We start from the raw sequence: 22,195 nt of genomic DNA on the forward strand, positions 1-22,195 counted from the left end.
AGGGAGGCCGTATTTTCGTGTCATACCAAGCGTTATACCGAACATGGAGACCGCAAAAATTCGAAGATGTAGTCGGTCAAAAGCACGTGACAAAAACGTTGCAAAATGCCCTTCTTCAAGAGAAAGCTTCACATGCTTATTTGTTTTCTGGTCCGAGGGGAACAGGGAAAACGACAATTGCAAAAGTATTTGCAAAGGCAATTAACTGTGAACACGCCCCGGTAGCTGAACCTTGTAATGAATGTCCTTCTTGTTTAGGAATTACACAAGGATCTATTTCAGATGTATTAGAAATTGATGCGGCTTCAAATAACGGTGTAGATGAAATTCGAGATATAAGAGATAAAGTAAAATATGCTCCAAGTGCTGTAGGATATAAAGTATACATTATTGATGAAGTTCACATGCTTTCTATGGGTGCCTTTAATGCGCTTTTGAAAACTTTAGAAGAGCCGCCAGGACATGTTATTTTTATTCTGGCGACAACAGAACCGCATAAGATTCCAGCTACAATTATTTCACGTTGTCAGCGTTTTGAGTTTCGAAAGATATCAGTAAATGATATCGTTGAGAGGTTATCGACAGTCGTGACAAATGAAGGTACGCAAGTAGAAGATGAAGCGTTACAAATCGTAGCGCGTGCTGCTGAAGGTGGTATGCGTGATGCGCTCAGTCTTATCGATCAAGCTATTTCTTATAGTGATGAGACGGTGACGAGCGAGGATGTTTTAGCTGTAACGGGATCTGTATCTCAGCGATATTTAGGTGACCTGGTAGAATGTATACGTGAAAATGATGTATCAAGGGCGTTACGTATTATAGATGAGATGATGAGTAAAGGGAAAGATCCAGTTCGCTTTATGGAGGATTTCATTTACTACTATCGTGATATGCTTTTATATCAAACTTCACCACAATTAGAACATATGTTGGAACGGGTAATTGTAGATGATCAATTCCGTACGTTAATTGAAGAAATGCAACCGGAAGCAATCTATGAAATTATTCATACCCTTAGTAAGGGACAACAGGAGATGAAGTGGACAAACCATCCAAGAATATTCTTGGAAGTTGTTATGGTGCAACTGTGTCAGCAGTTTATGATGCAAGCAAACGGCGCAGATCGTTTACAAGCGATTATGAACAGGATGCAGCAACTGGAGAAAGAGTTAGAGCAAGTTAAAAAGAATGGCGTGCCAGCTGGTGTGCAGCAGGAAGTAAGAGAGACGCGGGCAACACCAAAACCGGTACGAACAGGAAGTATGAAAATTCCTGTTGGACGTGTGAATGAAGTGTTAAAGCAAGCAAAGCGTCAAGATTTAGAACAGTTAAAAGCTGTATGGGGCGAATTGTTAGGAAGGCTCAAATCACATAACAAAGTAGCATTTGCTGTTTTATTAGAAAATAGTGAACCAGTTGCGGCTTCGGATGATACCTATGTGTTAGCATTTCAATATGAGATTCATTGCAAAATGGCTAGTGAAAATCGAGAAGCGATGGATACATTGGAACAAACTCTTTTTGAATTGTTAAGTAAAAGGTTAAATATGATTGCTATCCCAAAAAGTGAATGGGGTAAAATTCGTGAAGACTTTTTACAACGCGAAGGCGGGGATTCCGAAGAAAGCCCAGAACAAAAAAAAGATCCTCTTATAGAAGAGGCTGTAAAATTAGTAGGGCAAGAACTTATTGAAATAAAAGAGTAATAATAATGAGGAGGAATTAATTATGATGCGTGGCGGAATGGGAAATATGAATAATATGATGAAACAAATGCAAAAGATGCAAAAAGACATGGCGAAGGCACAAGAAGAGCTTGGCGAAAAAACAGTTGAAGGTACAGCTGGTGGCGGAATGGTTACTGTTATCACAAATGGCCATAAGCAAGTTCTTGAAGTGAAAATTAAAGAAGAAGTTGTAGATCCAGAAGATATTGAAATGTTACAAGACTTAGTATTAGCTGCAACGAATGATGCACTTAAAAAGGTTGATGAACTTTCAAACTCTACAATGGGCAAATTTACAAAAGGCATGAACTTACCAGGTGGAATGTTCTAGGAGGATATTGATATATGCATTATCCAGAACCGATATCAAAATTAATCGATAGTTTTATGAAGTTGCCAGGAATCGGACCGAAAACAGCGGTTCGATTGGCGTTTTTCGTGTTAGATATGAAAGAGGATGATGTACTAGGTTTTGCAAAAGCACTTGTGAATGCGAAGCGAGATTTAGCGTATTGTTCTGTGTGCGGACATATCACTGACCGCGATCCTTGTTATATTTGTGACGATTCGCATAGGGATCAATCGGTTATTTGTGTAGTACAAGAGCCGAAAGATGTAATTGCGATGGAAAAAATGAAAGAGTATCAAGGTGTATATCATGTTTTGCGTGGTGCCATTTCTCCAATGGAGGGAATTGGACCTGAGGATATTAATATCCCGCAGTTATTAAAGAGACTACAAGATGAAACAGTACAAGAAGTGATATTAGCAACAAACCCTAATATTGAAGGGGAAGCTACAGCAATGTACATATCCCGCCTCTTAAAGCCAACAGGGATTAAAGTAACTCGTATTGCACATGGTCTGCCAGTTGGTGGAGATTTAGAATATGCAGATGAAGTAACGCTATCGAAAGCTTTAGAAGGCCGTAGAGAGATATAAGAGGAGAAGGAAAATGTTCTTTCAAAAAAAGGGTAAGTTGCGTAAAGAGTATGACGATAAGTTAATTACATTATTAGAAAAGGTAAAGAATGAATGGCTACGTCAGAAGAGACTGGTTGAACAAAGTGTTGAGCCGTCTCAAAATGTACTTTGTTCTTTAAAAATAGCAGAGGCGAAATATTTTTTCTTGTTAAAAGAAGCAAAACGTCGTCCTGTGAAAATGGAACAATGGTAAAAGGTCCTGCTTTTTAAAGCGGGACCTTTTGCTTTTTATCGATTTATTTATGAGTAACAGGGCTACTTTATTTTTGGGATATAAAGAGGAGAAGGAAAAGGTGTGAATGGAATTAGTTGTATCTAATTGTTAGTGCTTAGAAGAAATATTACTGATTAAAGGTTATAAAGATGAAGTGGTAGGAGTTATGTTATAGATGTTCTTTTTTATTGTCTTGTCCCATACAAATGGATATGTATAGGTCATTCATAAGGAGGAAAAAATGAATTCTACAATTATTATTGTTGGCATTCTTGCTTTGGTTTTTATTTTTCTTGTTTTTGGTGTTTCTGCTAAACCAATACGTTTTATAGGGAAAGCACTCTTTCATGTCACTTTAGGTATAGCGTTACTATTTATTGTGAATGTTGCAGGGACATATTTTGATTTTCATATTCCAATTAACATGGGCACGGCTATGGTATCAAGTTTATTAGGGGTGCCAGGTGTTGCTGCATTAGTGATTATTAAGCTATATATAATGCCAAGATAAATTTATTTTGGCATTTTTTAAAAAAGCGTTGACTTATCGATTAGTAATATGATAAATTAATAAGCGTCGTCAGGAACGAAAGAAAAAAGTTGTTGACAGATTCAATTCTAAATGTTAAATTATAAAAGTCGCTGAAACGCGACATTGAACTTTGAAAACTAAACGAAACAAACAACGTGAAACGTCAATTTTTATTTTTAGATGCTAGACAAACTAACTTTATTGGAGAGTTTGATCCTGGCTCAGGATGAACGCTGGCGGCGTGCCTAATACATGCAAGTCGAGCGAATGGATTAAGAGCTTGCTCTTATGAAGTTAGCGGCGGACGGGTGAGTAACACGTGGGTAACCTACCCATAAGACTGGGATAACTCCGGGAAACCGGGGCTAATACCGGATAATATTTTGAACTGCATAGTTCGAAATTGAAAGGCGGCTTCGGCTGTCACTTATGGATGGACCCGCGTCGCATTAGCTAGTTGGTGAGGTAACGGCTCACCAAGGCAACGATGCGTAGCCGACCTGAGAGGGTGATCGGCCACACTGGGACTGAGACACGGCCCAGACTCCTACGGGAGGCAGCAGTAGGGAATCTTCCGCAATGGACGAAAGTCTGACGGAGCAACGCCGCGTGAGTGATGAAGGCTTTCGGGTCGTAAAACTCTGTTGTTAGGGAAGAACAAGTGCTAGTTGAATAAGCTGGCACCTTGACGGTACCTAACCAGAAAGCCACGGCTAACTACGTGCCAGCAGCCGCGGTAATACGTAGGTGGCAAGCGTTATCCGGAATTATTGGGCGTAAAGCGCGCGCAGGTGGTTTCTTAAGTCTGATGTGAAAGCCCACGGCTCAACCGTGGAGGGTCATTGGAAACTGGGAGACTTGAGTGCAGAAGAGGAAAGTGGAATTCCATGTGTAGCGGTGAAATGCGTAGAGATATGGAGGAACACCAGTGGCGAAGGCGACTTTCTGGTCTGTAACTGACACTGAGGCGCGAAAGCGTGGGGAGCAAACAGGATTAGATACCCTGGTAGTCCACGCCGTAAACGATGAGTGCTAAGTGTTAGAGGGTTTCCGCCCTTTAGTGCTGAAGTTAACGCATTAAGCACTCCGCCTGGGGAGTACGGCCGCAAGGCTGAAACTCAAAGGAATTGACGGGGGCCCGCACAAGCGGTGGAGCATGTGGTTTAATTCGAAGCAACGCGAAGAACCTTACCAGGTCTTGACATCCTCTGAAAACTCTAGAGATAGAGCTTCTCCTTCGGGAGCAGAGTGACAGGTGGTGCATGGTTGTCGTCAGCTCGTGTCGTGAGATGTTGGGTTAAGTCCCGCAACGAGCGCAACCCTTGATCTTAGTTGCCATCATTAAGTTGGGCACTCTAAGGTGACTGCCGGTGACAAACCGGAGGAAGGTGGGGATGACGTCAAATCATCATGCCCCTTATGACCTGGGCTACACACGTGCTACAATGGACGGTACAAAGAGCTGCAAGACCGCGAGGTGGAGCTAATCTCATAAAACCGTTCTCAGTTCGGATTGTAGGCTGCAACTCGCCTACATGAAGCTGGAATCGCTAGTAATCGCGGATCAGCATGCCGCGGTGAATACGTTCCCGGGCCTTGTACACACCGCCCGTCACACCACGAGAGTTTGTAACACCCGAAGTCGGTGGGGTAACCTTTATGGAGCCAGCCGCCTAAGGTGGGACAGATGATTGGGGTGAAGTCGTAACAAGGTAGCCGTATCGGAAGGTGCGGCTGGATCACCTCCTTTCTATGGAGAATTGATGAACACTGTTCATCAATATAAGTTTCCGTGTTTCGTTTTCGTTTAGTTTTGAGAGTTCAATATAAGTATTGACTCTTAAATAGGAATATGATATAAATAAATTCCGCAATTTGTATGGGCCTATAGCTCAGCTGGTTAGAGCGCACGCCTGATAAGCGTGAGGTCGATGGTTCGAGTCCATTTAGGCCCACCATACATTTTACGGGGCCTTAGCTCAGCTGGGAGAGCGCCTGCCTTGCACGCAGGAGGTCAGCGGTTCGATCCCGCTAGGCTCCACCAAAAAGCTATTTTATATAGCAAATGGTATGTTCTTTGAAAACTAGATAACAGTGTAGCTCATATTTTTTTAATTTTAGTTTGGTTAAGTTAGAAAGGGCGCACGGTGGATGCCTTGACACTAGGAGTCGATGAAGGACGGGACTAACGCCGATATGCTTCGGGGAGCTGTAAGTAAGCTTTGATCCGAAGATTTCCGAATGGGGAAACCCACTATACGTAATGGTATGGTATCCTTACCTGAATACATAGGGTATGGAAGACAGACCCAGGGAACTGAAACATCTAAGTACCTGGAGGAAGAGAAAGCAAATGCGATTTCCTGAGTAGCGGCGAGCGAAACGGAATCTAGCCCAAACCAAGAGGCTTGCCTCTTGGGGTTGTAGGACATTCTATACGGAGTTACAAAGGAACGAGGTAGACGAAGCGACCTGGAAAGGTCCGTCACAGAGGGTAATAACCCCGTAGTCGAAACTTCGTTCTCTCTTGAATGTATCCTGAGTACGGCGGAACACGTGAAATTCCGTCGGAATCTGGGAGGACCATCTCCCAAGGCTAAATACTCCCTAGTGATCGATAGTGAACCAGTACCGTGAGGGAAAGGTGAAAAGCACCCCGGAAGGGGAGTGAAAGAGATCCTGAAACCGTGTGCCTACAAATAGTCAGAGCCCGTTAATGGGTGATGGCGTGCCTTTTGTAGAATGAACCGGCGAGTTACGATCCCGTGCGAGGTTAAGCTGAAGAGGCGGAGCCGCAGCGAAAGCGAGTCTGAATAGGGCGTTTAGTACGTGGTCGTAGACCCGAAACCAGGTGATCTACCCATGTCCAGGGTGAAGTTCAGGTAACACTGAATGGAGGCCCGAACCCACGCACGTTGAAAAGTGCGGGGATGAGGTGTGGGTAGCGGAGAAATTCCAATCGAACCTGGAGATAGCTGGTTCTCCCCGAAATAGCTTTAGGGCTAGCCTTAAGTGTAAGAGTCTTGGAGGTAGAGCACTGATTGAACTAGGGGTCCTCATCGGATTACCGAATTCAGTCAAACTCCGAATGCCAATGACTTATCCTTAGGAGTCAGACTGCGAGTGATAAGATCCGTAGTCAAGAGGGAAACAGCCCAGATCGCCAGCTAAGGTCCCAAAGTGTGTATTAAGTGGAAAAGGATGTGGAGTTGCTTAGACAACTAGGATGTTGGCTCAGAAGCAGCCACCATTTAAAGAGTGCGTAATAGCTCACTAGTCGAGTGACTCTGCGCCGAAAATGTACCGGGGCTAAATACACCACCGAAGCTGCGAATTGATACCAATGGTATCAGTGGTAGGGGAGCGTTCTAAGTGCAGTGAAGTCAGACCGGAAGGACTGGTGGAGCGCTTAGAAGTGAGAATGCCGGTATGAGTAGCGAAAGACGGGTGAGAATCCCGTCCACCGAATGCCTAAGGTTTCCTGAGGAAGGCTCGTCCGCTCAGGGTTAGTCAGGACCTAAGCCGAGGCCGACAGGCGTAGGCGATGGACAACAGGTTGATATTCCTGTACCACCTCTTTATCGTTTGAGCAATGGAGGGACGCAGAAGGATAGAAGAAGCGTGCGATTGGTTGTGCACGTCCAAGCAGTTAGGCTGATAAGTAGGCAAATCCGCTTATCGTGAAGGCTGAGCTGTGATGGGGAAGCTCCTTATGGAGCGAAGTCTTTGATTCCCCGCTGCCAAGAAAAGCTTCTAGCGAGATAAAAGGTGCCTGTACCGCAAACCGACACAGGTAGGCGAGGAGAGAATCCTAAGGTGTGCGAGAGAACTCTGGTTAAGGAACTCGGCAAAATGACCCCGTAACTTCGGGAGAAGGGGTGCTTTCTTAACGGAAAGCCGCAGTGAATAGGCCCAAGCGACTGTTTAGCAAAAACACAGGTCTCTGCGAAGCCGTAAGGCGAAGTATAGGGGCTGACACCTGCCCGGTGCTGGAAGGTTAAGGAGAGGGGTTAGCGTAAGCGAAGCTCTGAACTGAAGCCCCAGTAAACGGCGGCCGTAACTATAACGGTCCTAAGGTAGCGAAATTCCTTGTCGGGTAAGTTCCGACCCGCACGAAAGGTGTAACGATTTGGGCACTGTCTCAACCAGAGACTCGGTGAAATTATAGTACCTGTGAAGATGCAGGTTACCCGCGACAGGACGGAAAGACCCCGTGGAGCTTTACTGTAGCCTGATATTGAATTTTGGTACAGTTTGTACAGGATAGGCGGGAGCCATTGAAACCGGAGCGCTAGCTTCGGTGGAGGCGCTGGTGGGATACCGCCCTGACTGTATTGAAATTCTAACCTACGGGTCTTATCGACCCGGGAGACAGTGTCAGGTGGGCAGTTTGACTGGGGCGGTCGCCTCCTAAAGTGTAACGGAGGCGCCCAAAGGTTCCCTCAGAATGGTTGGAAATCATTCGTAGAGTGCAAAGGCATAAGGGAGCTTGACTGCGAGACCTACAAGTCGAGCAGGGACGAAAGTCGGGCTTAGTGATCCGGTGGTTCCGCATGGAAGGGCCATCGCTCAACGGATAAAAGCTACCCCGGGGATAACAGGCTTATCTCCCCCAAGAGTCCACATCGACGGGGAGGTTTGGCACCTCGATGTCGGCTCATCGCATCCTGGGGCTGTAGTCGGTCCCAAGGGTTGGGCTGTTCGCCCATTAAAGCGGTACGCGAGCTGGGTTCAGAACGTCGTGAGACAGTTCGGTCCCTATCCGTCGTGGGCGCAGGAAATTTGAGAGGAGCTGTCCTTAGTACGAGAGGACCGGGATGGACGCACCGCTGGTGTACCAGTTGTTCTGCCAAGGGCATAGCTGGGTAGCTATGTGCGGAAGGGATAAGTGCTGAAAGCATCTAAGCATGAAGCCCCCCTCAAGATGAGATTTCCCATAGCGTAAGCTAGTAAGATCCCTGAAAGATGATCAGGTTGATAGGTTCGAGGTGGAAGCATGGTGACATGTGGAGCTGACGAATACTAATAGATCGAGGACTTAACCATATAATATGAAGCAATGTTATCTAGTTTTGAAGGAATATGCCTTCAATAGTTTGGTGATGATGGCAGAGAGGTCACACCCGTTCCCATACCGAACACGGAAGTTAAGCTCTCTAGCGCCGATGGTAGTTGGGACCTTGTCCCTGTGAGAGTAGGACGTCGCCAAGCAAGATAAAAACACAAGTCTTTTGACTTGTGTTTTTTTGTTTTTAAACAGTACACGAAAGAAGTAAAGGGAATACATAAGTAATACAAACACGTTGCCCAAGAATAAATCATATTATATAAGAAATTGATGTATATTTTCTGGAAATTTGTTAAGGAATAGAGGTATATAATATGTTTACTTAAAAAGGGAGGAAAGATTATGAAATTACCAAGTGAAATTTGCATCGTTTGTGAGACAAAAAGAGGAGAAGGAATATATGTATATAATAATTTAATATGTTATGAGTGCGAAAGAAATCTGGTGAATACTGAAACAAATGACCCGAAGTATATACATTATTTAACACAACTGCGAAAATTAGAAGTATCATATTTTTAAATAGGCATTATGCCTATTATTTTTTTTGCCCTAATATCTGTATAATAGATACAGAATGAATAATAAGGAAGAGATGTATATGAATCAAAATCGTATGCCTTTATATGAGGCGTTAATGGAATTTAAAGAAAGGCGACTACTATCTTTTCATGTTCCGGGTCATAAGAATGGTTTAAACTTCCCTAAGAAAGCTTCAGGGGGGTTTAAGGACATATTATCGATTGATGTAACAGAGTTAACAGGATTAGATGATTTACATAGTCCGTTTGAATGTATAGATGAAGCACAGCAATTATTAGCTGAAGTATATGGCGTGCACAAAAGTTATTTTTTAATTAATGGTTCAACAGTTGGAAATTTAGCAATGATTTTGTCTTGCTGCGGCGAACATGATATTGTCCTCGTACAAAGAAATTGTCATAAATCAATCATTAATGGTTTGAAATTAGCAGGGGCGAATCCGGTCTTTTTAAACCCATGGATTGATGAAGTACATAACGTACCAGTAGGTGTTCATGATGACATTATTAAGGAGGCAATTACAAAGTATCCAAATGCAAAAGCACTTATTTTAACACATCCTAATTACTATGGTATGGGAATTGATTTAGAGGCAAGTATCGCTTACGCACATGCACATAAAATTCCTGTTCTAGTAGATGAAGCCCATGGGGCACATTTTTGTATAGGGGACCCCTTTCCGAAGTCAGCATTAGTTTATGGTGCGGATATTGTGGTTCATTCCGCACATAAAACATTACCTGCGATGACAATGGGATCTTATTTACATATAAATAGCCGTTTAGTGAGCGAAGAAAAAGTTTCCTCCTATTTAAGTATGCTACAATCTAGTAGCCCATCGTATCCAATTATGGCTTCTCTTGATATAGCACGTTTTGCAATAGCAGTTATAAAGGAAGAGGGTCATGATGAAATTGTTGAGTTTTTACGCCGATTTAAAGAAGGATTGCGATCTATCCCACAAATAGCCATCTTGCAATATCCATCGCAAGATGAATTAAAGGTTACGGTGCAAACTCGCTGTCAGTTATCGGGGTATGAATTACAGTCTGTATTTGAAAAGGTCGGTATATATACGGAAATGGCAGATCCATATAACGTCCTATTTATATTACCGTTACAAGTAAATGAGGGGTATATGAAAGCTATAGAGATAATTCGAGTAGCTTTGCAGCAATATAAGGTAAAAGACAAGACAGCATCAATTCGTTATACTTATAAAGGGGAAATTTCCCCTTTACCGTATACGTATAAACAATTAGAGAGATACGAAACGAAGTTAGTATCTCTAGAAGAAGCCGTTGGTATGATAGCGGCAGAAATGGTGATTCCGTATCCACCTGGAATTCCATTGATCATGTATGGAGAGAGAATTACTCAAGAACATACAAAGCAAATTACTCATTTAGAGAAAACAGGGGCTCGTTTTCAAGGTAGTACGAAATATATGAACGTGTATGATATAGAAAGTAGGTTTTAGGATGAAGGGATTATTTGTAACAATTGAAGGGCCAGAAGGTTCGGGTAAAACAACATTAATTAAAAGTTTATTACCATATTTTGAGCAAAAGGCACAAAAGGTAATGGCGACCAGGGAACCGGGTGGTATTGCAATTTCTGAAGATATTAGAACAATTTTACATAAACAAGAGTATACGATGATGGAGGCACGTACAGAGGCGCTCTTATATGCTGCTGCACGTAGACAACATTTAGTGGAAAAAGTTATGCCGGCACTTGAGGAAAACTATCTTGTACTATGTGATCGTTTTATAGATAGCTCTTTAGCGTATCAAGGGTATGCAAGAGGCTTAGGTATGGATAAAGTATTTGAAATTAATCGTTTCGCAACGGAAGATTGTATGCCTAGTTTAACAATCTATTTAGATATTGAGCCAGAGGTAGGTTTAGCACGAATTGAAAAAGATGCAGGACGTGAAGTAAATCGACTAGACATGGAAGATATCTCTTTCCATAAACGTGTGCGTGAAGGGTATTTACAAGTTGTAGAGCGTTTTTCTAATCGCATTGTATTAGTAAATGCTGATCAACCAATGAAAAAACTTATAGAAGAAGTTGTTCAGATTATAGAAGATAAATTGTTATAATAGAAGGAAAGAATGAAATAAGTGAGGTATGCAGTATGATAAATACGTGGGAGCAGCTTTCTGCTATACAGCCCATCGGTGTCAAAATGTTGATGAATAGCATTGCAAAAGAGCGTATATCCCACGCTTACTTGTTAGAGGGAGGGAAAGGGACTGGGAAGTTCGCCACAGCAATTCAAATGGCAAAAAGTTTCCTCTGTTCACAAAGAAATGGTGTAGAGCCTTGTCATGTATGTACGAATTGTCGCCGAATTGATTCAGGTAACTACCCAAACTTACATATTGTAAAACCAGATGGATTATCTATTAAAAAACAGCAAATTCACGATTTACAAGAAGAGTTTTCAAAAACAGGATTAGAAGCAAATAAAAAAGTATATATTATTGAGCATGCAGATCGTATGACAGCAAATGCAGCGAATACGCTTTTAAAGTTTTTAGAAGAACCAAGTAGTGATACAACAGCTATTTTACTTACTGAACAAAGTCATCAGATTTTAAATACAATTTTATCTCGTTGTCAAGTTGTTACATTTAGACCGTTGCCTACAAAATCTTTAATTAAGAGATTAGAGGAAGAGGGTATTACAGTTTCTTTATCTACACTTGCTGCGCAGCTTACAAACAGTTTTGAAGAAGCTTTATTAATGTGTAATGATGAATGGTTTGCACAAGCGAGAGCTTTAGTGATAAAATTATGTGAAGCGCTCGAAAAAGATAAGGCCTCTATTTTTTTTGTACAAGAAAAATGGGGGAAGCACTTTGGAGAGAAAGAACAATTACAGCAAGGCTTAGATATGTTACTCCTTATTTATAAGGATTTATTATATGTTCAACTTGGAGAAGAAGATCGTCTTGTTTTTCATGAGCAGAAAGAGATGTTTGAATCCTTTTCTTATGCTCAGAAGCGCATTGTATCAGCTCTCTTTAATATATTAGAGGCAAAAAATAGAATCAACGCTAATGTAAATGCGCAGCTTGTGTTCGAACAGTTAGTGTTGCGGTTGCAGGAGGGATGACCGTTTTGTATGATGTAGTAGGTGTTCGCTTTAAGAAGGCCGGAAAGGTATATTACTTTGATCCAAATCAGTTCGATATCTCAGAAAATGAGTTTGTAATTGTAGAAACGGTAAGAGGTATTGAATACGGAAAAGTAGTTATTACCAAAAAGCAAGTTGATGAAAACGACGTTGTATTACCGCTTAAAAAAGTTATTCGTATTGCAAATGAAAATGATCGTACCATTGTTGAAGAGAATAGGCATGCTGCGAAAGAAGCATATCAAGTTTGTCAACAAAAGGTAGGAGAACATAATCTTGATATGAAGCTTGTAGATGTAGAGTATACGTTCGATCGTAATAAGATTATTTTTTACTTTACTGCGGATGGTCGGATTGATTTCCGGGAACTAGTGAAAGACTTAGCGGCAATTTTTAGGACAAGAATTGAGCTGAGACAGATAGGTGTTCGTGACGAAGCAAAAATGCTTGGTGGTATTGGTCCATGTGGTCGTATGCTTTGTTGTTCTACTTTCTTAGGAGATTTTGAACCTGTATCCATTAAAATGGCAAAGGATCAAAATTTATCATTAAATCCTGCAAAAATCTCTGGTTTATGTGGTCGCTTAATGTGTTGCTTAAAATATGAGAATGATGAATATGAGGCAGCAAAGGAACAACTTCCTGATTTAGATCAACGTATACAAACACCGCAAGGTACTGGCCGTGTTATCGGATTAAATATTTTAGAAAGATTAATTCAAGTGGAACTAGTAGACAAGGAACGGATAGTAGAATATACGTTAGATGAATTAATTAATAAAGGGGTCGTTTCGAGTCAAACCACAGATTAATGAGGTGGGTGCTTGTGGAGAAAAAGGATATTTTTGCATCGGTTTCTAGTATGGAAGAGCAAATTGGACATTTATACAAACAGTTGGGAGAATTAAAACAACATCTTGCAGAATTATTGGAAGAAAACCAACATATAAAAATGGAAAATGAAAATTTGCGACATCGTTTTGAAGAAGTGCAGAACAAGGAGAAACAAAAAACTCAAAAACGCAAAGAAATGAAGGCGAAGACAGATATTGGTGAAGGCTACGATAACCTAGCGAGACTATATCAAGAAGGTTTTCATATTTGCAATCTACATTATGGAAGTGTACGTAAAGAGGGAGATTGTTTATTCTGTCTGTCATTTTTAAATAAAAAGTGAGATTACCTTTCCAATATAATTGGAAAGGTAATTTTTTATACATGAGGGTAGAATGAAATTTATTTTTACATTAATAGCGGATGAAATAGGGTAGGTTAAGTGTAAGAAAGGGAGCAATATATGAATTTATATGAAGATGAGCGTTTAGATTACTTATTAGCGCAAGATATGAAGATTGTACAAAGTCCATCAGTATTTAATTTTTCTTTGGATGCCGTTTTACTTGCAGATTTTGCTTGGGTGCCAATTCAAAAAGGTAATTTACTTGATTTGTGTACAGGTAACGCAGTTATCCCTCTTTTATTAAGTACAAGGACAAAAGGGAAAATTACAGGTGTAGAAATTCAAGAGCGCTTATATGATATGGGAATAAGAAGCGTTCAATACAATAATTTAGAAGAAAGAATTCATTTAATCCATGGAGATTTGAAAGATATGCCGGAGAAACTTGGACGGCATCAATATGATGTTGTAACATGTAATCCTCCCTATTTTCAAACACCACAAACTTCTGAGAAGAATATCAATGAACATTTAGCGATAGCTCGTCATGAAATTATGTGCACATTAGAGGATGTTGTATATGCAAGTAGCCAGTTAGTGAAACAGGGTGGGAAAGTAGCATTTGTACATCGTCCAGGTCGTTTACTCGACATCGTCACATTAATGCGTAAATACAAAATCGAACCGAAACGTGTGCGATTTGTTTATCCTAAGGCTGGTAAAGAAGCGAATACATTGTTAATTGAAGGAATTAAGGATGGGAATGCAGATTTAAAAATCTTACCACCTCTTTTTGTATATGAAGAAAACAACGAATATACAAAGGAGCTTCGTTCAATTTTATATGGAGAAGAATAAGCATTGTTTTTATGTGGTGGAGTGTTCTGATGGAAGTTATTATGCTGGATATACAAATCATATAGAAAAACGGATTCAGACCCATAATAGTGGAAAAGGTGCTAGATATACCCGCGCTAGGCTTCCAGTTGGTTTAAAATATGTAGAGGATCATGAGGATAAACGAACGGCTATGCAAGCTGAATATCACTTTAAACAGTTAACGAGGAAACAAAAAGAAGAATATATGCAAAAAGGAGAACGCTATGTGGCAGCAAAAAAGCTTTCAGCAAAATGAAAAGGGAGTTTTATATTTAGTACCGACTCCAATCGGAAATTTAGAGGATATGACATTTCGTGCAATCCGAATTTTAAAAGAGGCAGACATTATTGCTGCGGAAGATACAAGGCAAACGAAGAAACTTTGTAATTACTTTGAAATTGAAACACCAGTTATGAGTTATCATGAGCATAATAAAGGAGTAAGTGGACGGAAAATTTTAGATAAGTTAGAAGAAGGTAAGACTGTAGCCATTGTGAGCGATGCTGGTATGCCATGTATTTCAGATCCTGGTTATGATATCGTTGTAGAGGCTGTAGCAGAACAATATCATGTTATTCCGCTTCCTGGGGCAAATGCGGCTCTTACAGCATTAATTGCATCAGGACTTGAGACAAAACATTTTTATTTCTATGGTTTCCTGCAAAGAAATAAAAAGGGACGTAAGCTTGAATTAGAAAAACTACGCTATATTCCAACTACAATGATGTTTTACGAGGCACCGCATCGTTTAGATGACACTTTAATCTCGATGCAAGAAGTATTAGGAGATAGGGAAATCGTATTATGTCGTGAGCTAACGAAAAAATTTGAAGAGTTTATTCGTGGAACAATTGAAGAAGCGATTGAGTGGACGAAGCAAAATGAAGTTCGTGGTGAGTTTTGTATTTTAGTAGCAGGTTCAACAGAAGAACCTACTCAAGAAGAACAATGGTGGGAAGCTATTTCAGTATATAATCATATTGAACATTATATAAATGAAAAAGGTATGAATTCAAAAGAAGCGATTAAAACAGTTGCTAAAGACCGAGATTTGTCGAAACGTGATGTATATCAAATCTATCATGTTGATAAAAAATAAGCTTCTCATAATTGAGAAGCTTATTTTGCTGTTTCGATATAATCTTGAAGTTCGTTTAAGACCTGTTCAGCGCCTTCTTTACTTAAGATAATTTTACCTTCAGCTAAAGATAGGTTACCATCAGATACTTCACCAGTTACTTGGCAAGTCATGTTTGGTTTATATTTCTTTAAGATGATTTTTTCTTCATCCACGTAGATTTCAAGAGCATCCTTTTCTGCAATACCTAAAGTACGGCGTAATTCGATTGGAATTACTACACGACCTAATTCATCAACTTTACGAACGATACCAGTAGATTTCATAATTCTTTTCCTCCTAAATAAATAGTTTATAAGTTTCGAGTCTATTTTTTTGATTCGTCATTTTTCGACAAAATACCCTATGGACATATGATACCAATCATTTACATTTCCGTCAATTCTTAAATTCTATATTTTTAAAAAAGATTTATAGATTTTTATACTTCTTATATATAATAGAATGTGAGTCATTTCTATAATTGTTTCGTATTATTTTTTATAATATTTATACTTTTCGGAAAAAATATTGTATATTTTTTTTGAATATGAGTAATAGATGGTAAAGATATCGAGCATTAACTCGTTTTTATATGTGAGTTTTTGATATACTGTTTATAAATACATATGAGGTTATTCGGGAGGTCCAAAACGATGAAAGAGGAAAATAAGTCCTTTTATATTACTACCCCAATTTATTATCCAAGTGGAAAGTTACACATTGGACATGCTTATACGACAGTAGCAGGAGATGCGATGGCACGATATAAGCGTATGCAAGGATACAATGTTCATTATTTAACAGGAACTGATGAGCATGGACAGAAGATCCAAAAGAAAGCAGAAGAACTAAATGTTACACCACAAGCATATGTGGATAACATTGTATCAGGGATTAAAGAACTTTGGGAGAAGATGGATATCTCTTATGATGATTTTATTCGTACAACTGAAGATCGTCATAAAGATGTTGTTGAGAAAATCTTCAAGCAGCTAGTAGATCAAGGTGATATTTATCTTGATGAATATGAAGGTTGGTATTCTGTACAAGATGAAACATTCTATACAGCGCATCAATTAGTAGATCCAATTATGGAAGGTGACAAAGTAGTTGGTGGGAAAAGCCCAGATAGTGGTCACGCTGTAGAACTTGTTCGCGAAGAATCGTATTTCTTTAGAATGGGTAAATATGTAGACCGACTATTAAAGTTCTATGAAGATAACCCTCATTTCATTCAGCCGGAGTCCCGTAAAAATGAAATGATTAATAACTTCATTAAACCAGGATTAGAAGATTTAGCTGTTTCTCGTACTTCATTTGACTGGGGAGTTCGTGTTCCAGGTAACCCAAAACACGTTATTTACGTATGGGTAGATGCGTTGTCTAATTACATTACTGCATTAGGATATGGAACAGAAAATGAAGAGAAGTATAAAAAATTCTGGCCAGCAGATGTCCATTTAGTTGGGAAAGAAATCGTTCGTTTCCATACAATTTATTGGCCAATTATTTTAATGGCTTTAGATTTACCACTTCCGAAGAAAGTCTTTGCTCATGGCTGGATTTTAATGAAGGATGGAAAAATGAGTAAGTCAAAAGGAAACGTAGTAGATCCAGTTACACTAATTGATCGTTACGGATTAGATGCATTGCGTTACTACTTACTTCGCGAAGTTCCATTTGGATCTGATGGAGTATTCACACCAGAAGGATTTGTTGAACGAATCAACTTTGATTTAGCGAATGATTTAGGGAACTTATTAAATCGTACAGTAGCTATGATTGATAAATACTTTAATGGGGAAATCCCTGCATTTAAAGAAAATGTAACTGAGTTCGATGAAACGCTAGTGACATTTGCCAAAGATACATTGAAAAAAGTAGAAGAGGCAATGGAGAATATGGAGTTCTCTGTAGCGTTAAGTTCCATTTGGCAATTAGTTAGCCGTACGAACAAATATATTGATGAAACGCAGCCATGGGTATTAGCGAAGGATGAGAATGATCGTGAAAAACTTGCGTCTGTAATGGCCCACTTAGCTGAGGTACTTCGTCAAACAGGTATTATGCTTATGCCATTCCTAACAGTAGCACCAAGTAAGATGTTTGCTCAACTTGGGCTTACTGAAGAGGCGCATAAATCTTGGGAAAGCCTATCTACAATTGGATGTATTCCAGCTGGAACAAAAGTAGAAAAAGGAAACCCTATTTTCCCTCGTTTGGAAATGGAAGTAGAAGTGGGGTATATTAAAGAACAAATGCAAGGTTCTGCTCCTAAAGTAGAAGAGAAAAAAGCAGAAGAACCAAAGGCAGAAGAAATTACAATTGATGATTTCTTTAAAGTAGAATTACGAGTAGCTGAAGTAATATCTGCTGAACCTGTGAAAAAAGCAGATAAGTTGTTAAAAATTCAGCTTGATTTAGGTACAGAGAAGCGTCAAGTGGTTTCTGGGATTGCTAAATTCTATTCCCCAGAAGAACTAAAAGGTAAAAAGGTTATTTGTGTAACGAATTTAAAACCTGTAAAATTACGTGGTGAATTATCACAAGGTATGATTTTAGCAGGTGAAGAGAATGGCGTATTGTCATTAGCATCGATTGACCAAAATTTACCAAATGGTACAAAAATCAAGTAATTGAGACAAGAAAAGAGATGTTTCACGTGTAACATTGGTGAAGCGTCTTTTTTCTTTTTACATTCCCTTTTTTTGCATTAAAATTGTAGTATTGTTATCGTTAAGTTAGAAAGAGCGTAGTTTTCTATGAGAGAATTGATTTCAATATAAAAGGAGCTATTTATTATGTTGTTTGATACACATTCACATTTAAATGCAGAGCAATTTGAAGAAGATTTACAAGAAGTTATCGCGAGGATGAAAGAAGCGGGAGTTACCTATACAGTTGTTGTTGGATTTGATGAAGTAACGATAAAGAAAGCAATTGAATTAGCAGAGGCTTATGATTTTATTTACGCTGCAGTTGGATGGCATCCCGTTGATGCAATCGACATGAATGAAGAACATTTAGCTTGGTTAGAAGAATTAGCTGCTCACCCTAAAGTAGTTGCCATTGGAGAAATGGGATTAGATTATCACTGGGATAAGTCTCCAAAAGAAATACAGAAGGAAGTATTCCGTAAACAAATTGCATTAGCAAAAAAGGTGAAATTACCGATTATTATACATAACCGCGATGCAACTCAAGATATTGTTGATATCCTAGAGGAAGAGAATGCAGCTGAAGTAGGAGGCATTATGCATTGCTTTAGCGGTAGTGTAGAAGTAGCGCAGCGATGTGTCGATATGAACTTTTTAATTTCATTAGGTGGGCCAGTAACATTTAAAAATGCCAAGAAACCGAAAGAAGTTGCTATGGAGATTCCGTTAGAAAAATTATTGATAGAGACAGATTGTCCATATTTAACACCACACCCATTTCGAGGGAAACGAAATGAACCGAGTTATGTAAAACTGGTAGCAGAAGAAATTGCGAATTTAAAAGGAATTTCTTATGAGGAAGTAGCACAAACAACAACAAAGAATGCCAAAGCCTTATTTGGTGTTGAATAAAAAAGAATGGGGAGTCCCATTCTTTTTTTGTTTTTTGAGAAGAGAGATAATAGAAATGATAAGAACCCACTATTTACTCATAACATAAGTGTAGAAATATTGCGGATAAATTAAGATAGAGATAGAAGTGTTACAATAAGGGGAGTGAACAAAGATTTTTCTCTTCTACTTTTTAAAATGTAAGATTGGGAAAATAATAATGGAAAAGTCGTCATTTTTTTGTTTTACTAAGTAGAGATGAAACGAGTGTGGAGGCAAGCATGAAAATTAAAGAGATTATCGTTGTAGAAGGTAAAGATGATACAGTTGCGATTAAACGTGCTGTTGATGGAGATACAATCGAAACGAACGGTTCAGCAATCGGTGATCATGTTATTGAGCGAGTGAAATTAGCGCAGCAAAAACGAGGCGTTATTATTTTCACAGATCCAGATTATCCTGGAGAGCGTATTCGAAAGATTATTTCTGACAAGGTTCCTGGATGTAAGCATGCTTTTTTACCGAAGGAAGAAGCACTTGCGAAAAGGAAGAAAGGCGTTGGAATCGAACATGCTTCTAATGAGTCGATTCGCCGTGCTTTAGAGAATATACATGAAGAAATGGAAGCTTACACAAGTGAAATTAGTTGGAGTGACCTAGTCGATGCGGGCTTAGTGGGCGGAGAAATGGCAAAGAGTCGCAGAGAAAGAGTGGGTAAGCTATTAAAGATTGGTTATACAAATGCAAAACAGTTACATAAACGTTTACAAATGTTTCAAGTTTCAAAGGAATCATTTGCAGAAGCTTATAAGCAAGTAATACAGGAGGAAAAAAAATGAAGGATATCGCAACACCAAATCGTACGAAAGACATTGTTGAAAAGTATGGATTTTCATTCAAAAAAAGTTTAGGACAAAATTTTTTAATTGATACAAATGTATTAAATCGTATCGTTGATCACGCAGAAATCGGTTCAGAAAGTGGCGCAATTGAAATTGGACCAGGTATCGGTGCGTTAACAGAGCAATTGGCGAAGCGTGCTAAAAAAGTAGTGGCTTTTGAAATTGATCAGAGATTATTACCAATTTTAGACGAGACGTTAGCTCCATATAGCAACGTTACAGTTATAAATAAAGATGTACTAAAAGCAGATGTACATGAAGTGTTTAGTGAGCAATTTGAAGAAGGGCAAGATGTAATGGTAGTAGCTAACTTACCATACTATATTACAACGCCAATCTTATTTAAATTGCTTGAAGAAAAATTACCGGTTCGCGGTTTTGTTGTTATGATGCAAAAAGAAGTTGGGGATCGTTTAGCTGCTAAACCAGGAACGAAAGAGTATGGTTCTTTATCAATTGCCATTCAGTATTATACGGAGGTAGAAACAGTTATGACTGTACCGCGTACAGTGTTTGTGCCACAACCAAATGTTGATTCTGCGATTATCCGTCTTCTAAAGCGTCCTAAACCAGTTGTAGAAGTGACAGATGAAACTTTCTTCTTTGAAGTAGTACGAGCAAGTTTCGCACAGCGTCGTAAAACTTTAATGAATAACTTATCAAATAATTTAAATGGTTTCCCGAAAGATAAAGAGCTGTTGGATCGAATTTTAACAGAGGTAGGAATTGATCCGAAGCGAAGAGGCGAAACGCTATCTATCGAAGAGTTTGCAACATTAAGTAATGCATTAATTCTTCATAAATTGTCATAAGAATATGAAAGGGACAGTTCAACTTGAACTGTCCCTTTTGTCACCTTTCCTTTCCTAAATTCATACTTTAAAAACAGGTAAGATGGCCTAACGAGTTTGGAGGTAGGAGAATGGCTTTACATGTTGGAGAATTAGTTGAACGATATTCTCATAATAGGGATATTCTTTTTCGTATTATAGAAATAAAAGGCGATATGGCAATATTATTTGGAGAGGAAATTAGACTTGTGGCGGATGCACCACTTGCAGATTTAGTTAGTATAGATCAACGAGAACATAAAAATAGAGTGAAGCGTGAAAAAGAAACGATGGAGCGTACTTACCGGTTGTTTCAGCAAGATTACGTGTTGATGAAACAAAGACATGAACATAATTCAACTGGTGGATATACAAGTGAAGTGAATTATTTTCAAATGCCAGGGCGTGTATTGCATATAGATGGAGATCCTTTATATTTGCGCAAGTGCTTAGATTTATATAATAAAATAGGCGTTCCTGTTCAAGGTATTCATTGTAAGGAAACGGAGATGCATGAAAAGGTAGTAGACTTAATAGATCATTTTCGCCCAGACATTTTAGTTATTACAGGACATGATGCATATACAAAGTCAAAAGGAGTTATGGGAGATTTAGCAGCATATAGACATTCTAGACATTTTGTACAGGCTGTTCGAGAAGTGCGGAAAAAGTATCCATCATTAGATCAACTCGTTATTTTTGCTGGGGCTTGTCAATCACACTTTGAGGCGTTGATTCGAGCAGGTGCTAATTTTGCTAGTTCACCGTCTAGAATTAATATTCATGCTCTAGATCCGGTATATGTAGTTGGCAAAGTTAGTTTCACCTCATTTATGGAAAGAGTCAATGTATGGGACGTTGTGCGTAATACAATTACTGGTGAAAAGGGACTAGGAGGAATTGAAACAAGAGGGATTTTACGAACGGGATTACCCTTTCAACATTATGATGAATGAGCAAGGTACATACGTATCTTGCTTTTTTATGTGGAAATGATTTAAATGAATCTGGATAAAAAGCGACAAGAATGTGCAGACTATACAATGATACTTGTACAATATAGTATTTCTTCTATCTATTCGAACGCATGATGCTTTTATAATGATATTGTCTGTAAATTGCGGTTAATAATTGGGATAGATATATCGTGTTTTAAGTGTTCAATCTAAATTACAGCGAGGTGTAGCAAGGTATATGTCAAAACGTTTAGATGAAATTAAAAGCGAATTAGATCACCATCTTGGACAGCGACTTGTGTTAAAGGCAAATAGCGGAAGAAGAAAAACTGTGGAGCAATCAGGTGTACTTGCAGAAACGTATCGTTCTGTGTTTGTTGTCCAGTTAGATCAGCAAGAAGATGCATTGCAACGTGTATCTTATAGTTATGCAGATGTTTTAACAGAGACAGTAGAGTTAACATTTTACGATGAACCTCATAATGAAGCATTTTATAATTAATGTGTTACTTGTTACATATATTCCCACAAATGAAAAGCTATATTATTTTGCATACTAATTA

At 39.1% G+C, this 22,195-nt stretch carries 21 protein-coding genes, 2 tRNA genes and 3 rRNA genes; 25 read left to right on the forward strand and 1 reads right to left on the reverse strand.

The features are described from left to right. The first annotated feature begins 17 nt into the window (after window positions 1-17). From dnaX to rsmI, 19 genes are all read left to right on the forward strand, one after another. Window positions 18-1,706, forward strand: a complete 1,689-nt coding sequence (gene dnaX, locus NSQ47_RS20755) for a DNA polymerase III subunit gamma/tau (RefSeq protein WP_341037938.1) — start codon at window positions 18-20, stop codon at window positions 1,704-1,706. Between the two features lie 25 nt (window positions 1,707-1,731). Continuing rightward, window positions 1,732-2,058: a YbaB/EbfC family nucleoid-associated protein gene (locus NSQ47_RS20760; protein ID WP_171902539.1), complete on the forward strand. Its 327-nt coding sequence runs from the start codon at window positions 1,732-1,734 to the stop codon at window positions 2,056-2,058. A gap of 14 nt (window positions 2,059-2,072) precedes the next feature. After that, complete coding sequence (gene recR, locus NSQ47_RS20765; protein WP_002159648.1) at window positions 2,073-2,669, forward strand: recombination protein RecR; 597 nt, start codon at window positions 2,073-2,075, stop codon at window positions 2,667-2,669. Between the two features lie 13 nt (window positions 2,670-2,682). Beyond that, complete coding sequence (locus tag NSQ47_RS20770; RefSeq protein ID WP_078175197.1) at window positions 2,683-2,904, forward strand: YaaL family protein; 222 nt, start codon at window positions 2,683-2,685, stop codon at window positions 2,902-2,904. A gap of 262 nt (window positions 2,905-3,166) precedes the next feature. Then, window positions 3,167-3,436, forward strand: coding sequence for a pro-sigmaK processing inhibitor BofA family protein (locus NSQ47_RS20775; protein ID WP_002159646.1), 270 nt, complete (start codon window positions 3,167-3,169; stop codon window positions 3,434-3,436). Between the two features lie 219 nt (window positions 3,437-3,655). Continuing rightward, window positions 3,656-5,207, forward strand: a 16S ribosomal RNA gene (locus NSQ47_RS20780). A 131-nt stretch (window positions 5,208-5,338) separates the two neighbouring features. Continuing rightward, window positions 5,339-5,415: transfer RNA gene (locus NSQ47_RS20785), tRNA-Ile, on the forward strand. A 10-nt stretch (window positions 5,416-5,425) separates the two neighbouring features. Further along, window positions 5,426-5,501: transfer RNA gene (locus tag NSQ47_RS20790), tRNA-Ala, on the forward strand. Between the two features lie 80 nt (window positions 5,502-5,581). Continuing rightward, window positions 5,582-8,503: ribosomal RNA gene (locus NSQ47_RS20795) — 23S ribosomal RNA — on the forward strand. 49 nt (window positions 8,504-8,552) lie between these two features. After that, a 5S ribosomal RNA gene (gene rrf, locus NSQ47_RS20800) occupies window positions 8,553-8,668 on the forward strand. Together the 16S, 23S and 5S rRNA genes with 2 tRNA genes alongside form the textbook arrangement of a ribosomal RNA operon. A gap of 199 nt (window positions 8,669-8,867) precedes the next feature. Next, entirely contained in the window at window positions 8,868-9,047 is a 180-nt protein-coding gene (locus NSQ47_RS20805) for a sigma factor G inhibitor Gin (RefSeq protein WP_002159645.1), read from the forward strand. Window positions 9,048-9,126: 79 nt separating this feature from the next. After that, window positions 9,127-10,548 carry an aminotransferase class I/II-fold pyridoxal phosphate-dependent enzyme gene (locus tag NSQ47_RS20810; protein WP_341037940.1) on the forward strand — a complete coding sequence of 474 codons (1,422 nt, stop codon included), beginning with the start codon at window positions 9,127-9,129 and terminating at the stop codon, window positions 10,546-10,548. A gap of 1 nt (window position 10,549) precedes the next feature. Next, on the forward strand, window positions 10,550-11,176 hold the full coding sequence (gene tmk, locus NSQ47_RS20815) for a dTMP kinase (protein WP_002107283.1): 627 nt from the start codon (window positions 10,550-10,552) through the stop codon (window positions 11,174-11,176). A 35-nt stretch (window positions 11,177-11,211) separates the two neighbouring features. Beyond that, window positions 11,212-12,195: a DNA polymerase III subunit delta' gene (holB, locus tag NSQ47_RS20820; RefSeq protein WP_002159641.1), complete on the forward strand. Its 984-nt coding sequence runs from the start codon at window positions 11,212-11,214 to the stop codon at window positions 12,193-12,195. Window positions 12,196-12,200: 5 nt separating this feature from the next. Continuing rightward, a complete protein-coding gene (locus NSQ47_RS20825; RefSeq protein WP_002144546.1) occupies window positions 12,201-13,028 on the forward strand; it encodes a PSP1 domain-containing protein in 828 nt (275 codons plus the stop codon). Between the two features lie 14 nt (window positions 13,029-13,042). Next, entirely contained in the window at window positions 13,043-13,393 is a 351-nt protein-coding gene (gene yabA / locus NSQ47_RS20830) for a DNA replication initiation control protein YabA (RefSeq protein WP_002009639.1), read from the forward strand. 120 nt (window positions 13,394-13,513) lie between these two features. Next, complete coding sequence (locus tag NSQ47_RS20835; RefSeq protein ID WP_016106811.1) at window positions 13,514-14,254, forward strand: tRNA1(Val) (adenine(37)-N6)-methyltransferase; 741 nt, start codon at window positions 13,514-13,516, stop codon at window positions 14,252-14,254. Beyond that, window positions 14,241-14,531, forward strand: coding sequence for a GIY-YIG nuclease family protein (locus NSQ47_RS20840; protein WP_002107287.1), 291 nt, complete (start codon window positions 14,241-14,243; stop codon window positions 14,529-14,531). The genes NSQ47_RS20835 and NSQ47_RS20840 overlap by 14 nt, the downstream gene beginning before the upstream one ends. Further along, a complete protein-coding gene (gene rsmI / locus NSQ47_RS20845; protein ID WP_341037941.1) occupies window positions 14,500-15,375 on the forward strand; it encodes a 16S rRNA (cytidine(1402)-2'-O)-methyltransferase in 876 nt (291 codons plus the stop codon). Before NSQ47_RS20840 ends, rsmI begins: the two co-directional genes overlap by 32 nt. Before the next feature lie 20 nt (window positions 15,376-15,395). Here rsmI and NSQ47_RS20850 read toward each other — a convergent pair whose 3' ends face one another. After that, complete coding sequence (locus NSQ47_RS20850) at window positions 15,396-15,680, reverse strand: AbrB/MazE/SpoVT family DNA-binding domain-containing protein (RefSeq protein WP_002063374.1); 285 nt, start codon at window positions 15,678-15,680, stop codon at window positions 15,396-15,398. A 369-nt stretch (window positions 15,681-16,049) separates the two neighbouring features. On the opposite strand from NSQ47_RS20850, the gene metG reads away from it, so the two are divergent. From metG to veg, 6 genes are all read left to right on the forward strand, one after another. Further along, the gene (gene metG / locus NSQ47_RS20855; RefSeq protein WP_002143973.1) at window positions 16,050-18,032 is read left to right on the forward strand and encodes a methionine--tRNA ligase; all 1,983 of its coding nucleotides are present in this window, start codon (window positions 16,050-16,052) and stop codon (window positions 18,030-18,032) included. 165 nt (window positions 18,033-18,197) lie between these two features. After that, a complete protein-coding gene (locus tag NSQ47_RS20860; protein WP_002159638.1) occupies window positions 18,198-18,965 on the forward strand; it encodes a TatD family hydrolase in 768 nt (255 codons plus the stop codon). Window positions 18,966-19,225: 260 nt separating this feature from the next. After that, window positions 19,226-19,783 carry a ribonuclease M5 gene (gene rnmV / locus NSQ47_RS20865; protein WP_002159637.1) on the forward strand — a complete coding sequence of 186 codons (558 nt, stop codon included), beginning with the start codon at window positions 19,226-19,228 and terminating at the stop codon, window positions 19,781-19,783. Further along, window positions 19,780-20,658: a 16S rRNA (adenine(1518)-N(6)/adenine(1519)-N(6))-dimethyltransferase RsmA gene (gene rsmA / locus NSQ47_RS20870; RefSeq protein ID WP_002091590.1), complete on the forward strand. Its 879-nt coding sequence runs from the start codon at window positions 19,780-19,782 to the stop codon at window positions 20,656-20,658. The genes rnmV and rsmA overlap by 4 nt, the downstream gene beginning before the upstream one ends. A gap of 110 nt (window positions 20,659-20,768) precedes the next feature. Continuing rightward, the gene (gene yabG, locus NSQ47_RS20875) at window positions 20,769-21,632 is read left to right on the forward strand and encodes a sporulation peptidase YabG (RefSeq protein ID WP_002107293.1); all 864 of its coding nucleotides are present in this window, start codon (window positions 20,769-20,771) and stop codon (window positions 21,630-21,632) included. Between the two features lie 238 nt (window positions 21,633-21,870). Beyond that, window positions 21,871-22,134 (forward strand): biofilm formation stimulator Veg, encoded by a 264-nt coding sequence (veg, locus tag NSQ47_RS20880; RefSeq protein ID WP_002107294.1) that lies wholly within the window; start codon window positions 21,871-21,873, stop codon window positions 22,132-22,134. Window positions 22,135-22,195: the final 61 nt, after the last annotated feature.

Source organism: Bacillus sp. FSL R10-2780, assembly GCF_038006125.1.
Classification (GTDB): Bacteria; Bacillota; Bacilli; order Bacillales; family Bacillaceae_G; genus Bacillus_A; species Bacillus_A cereus_U.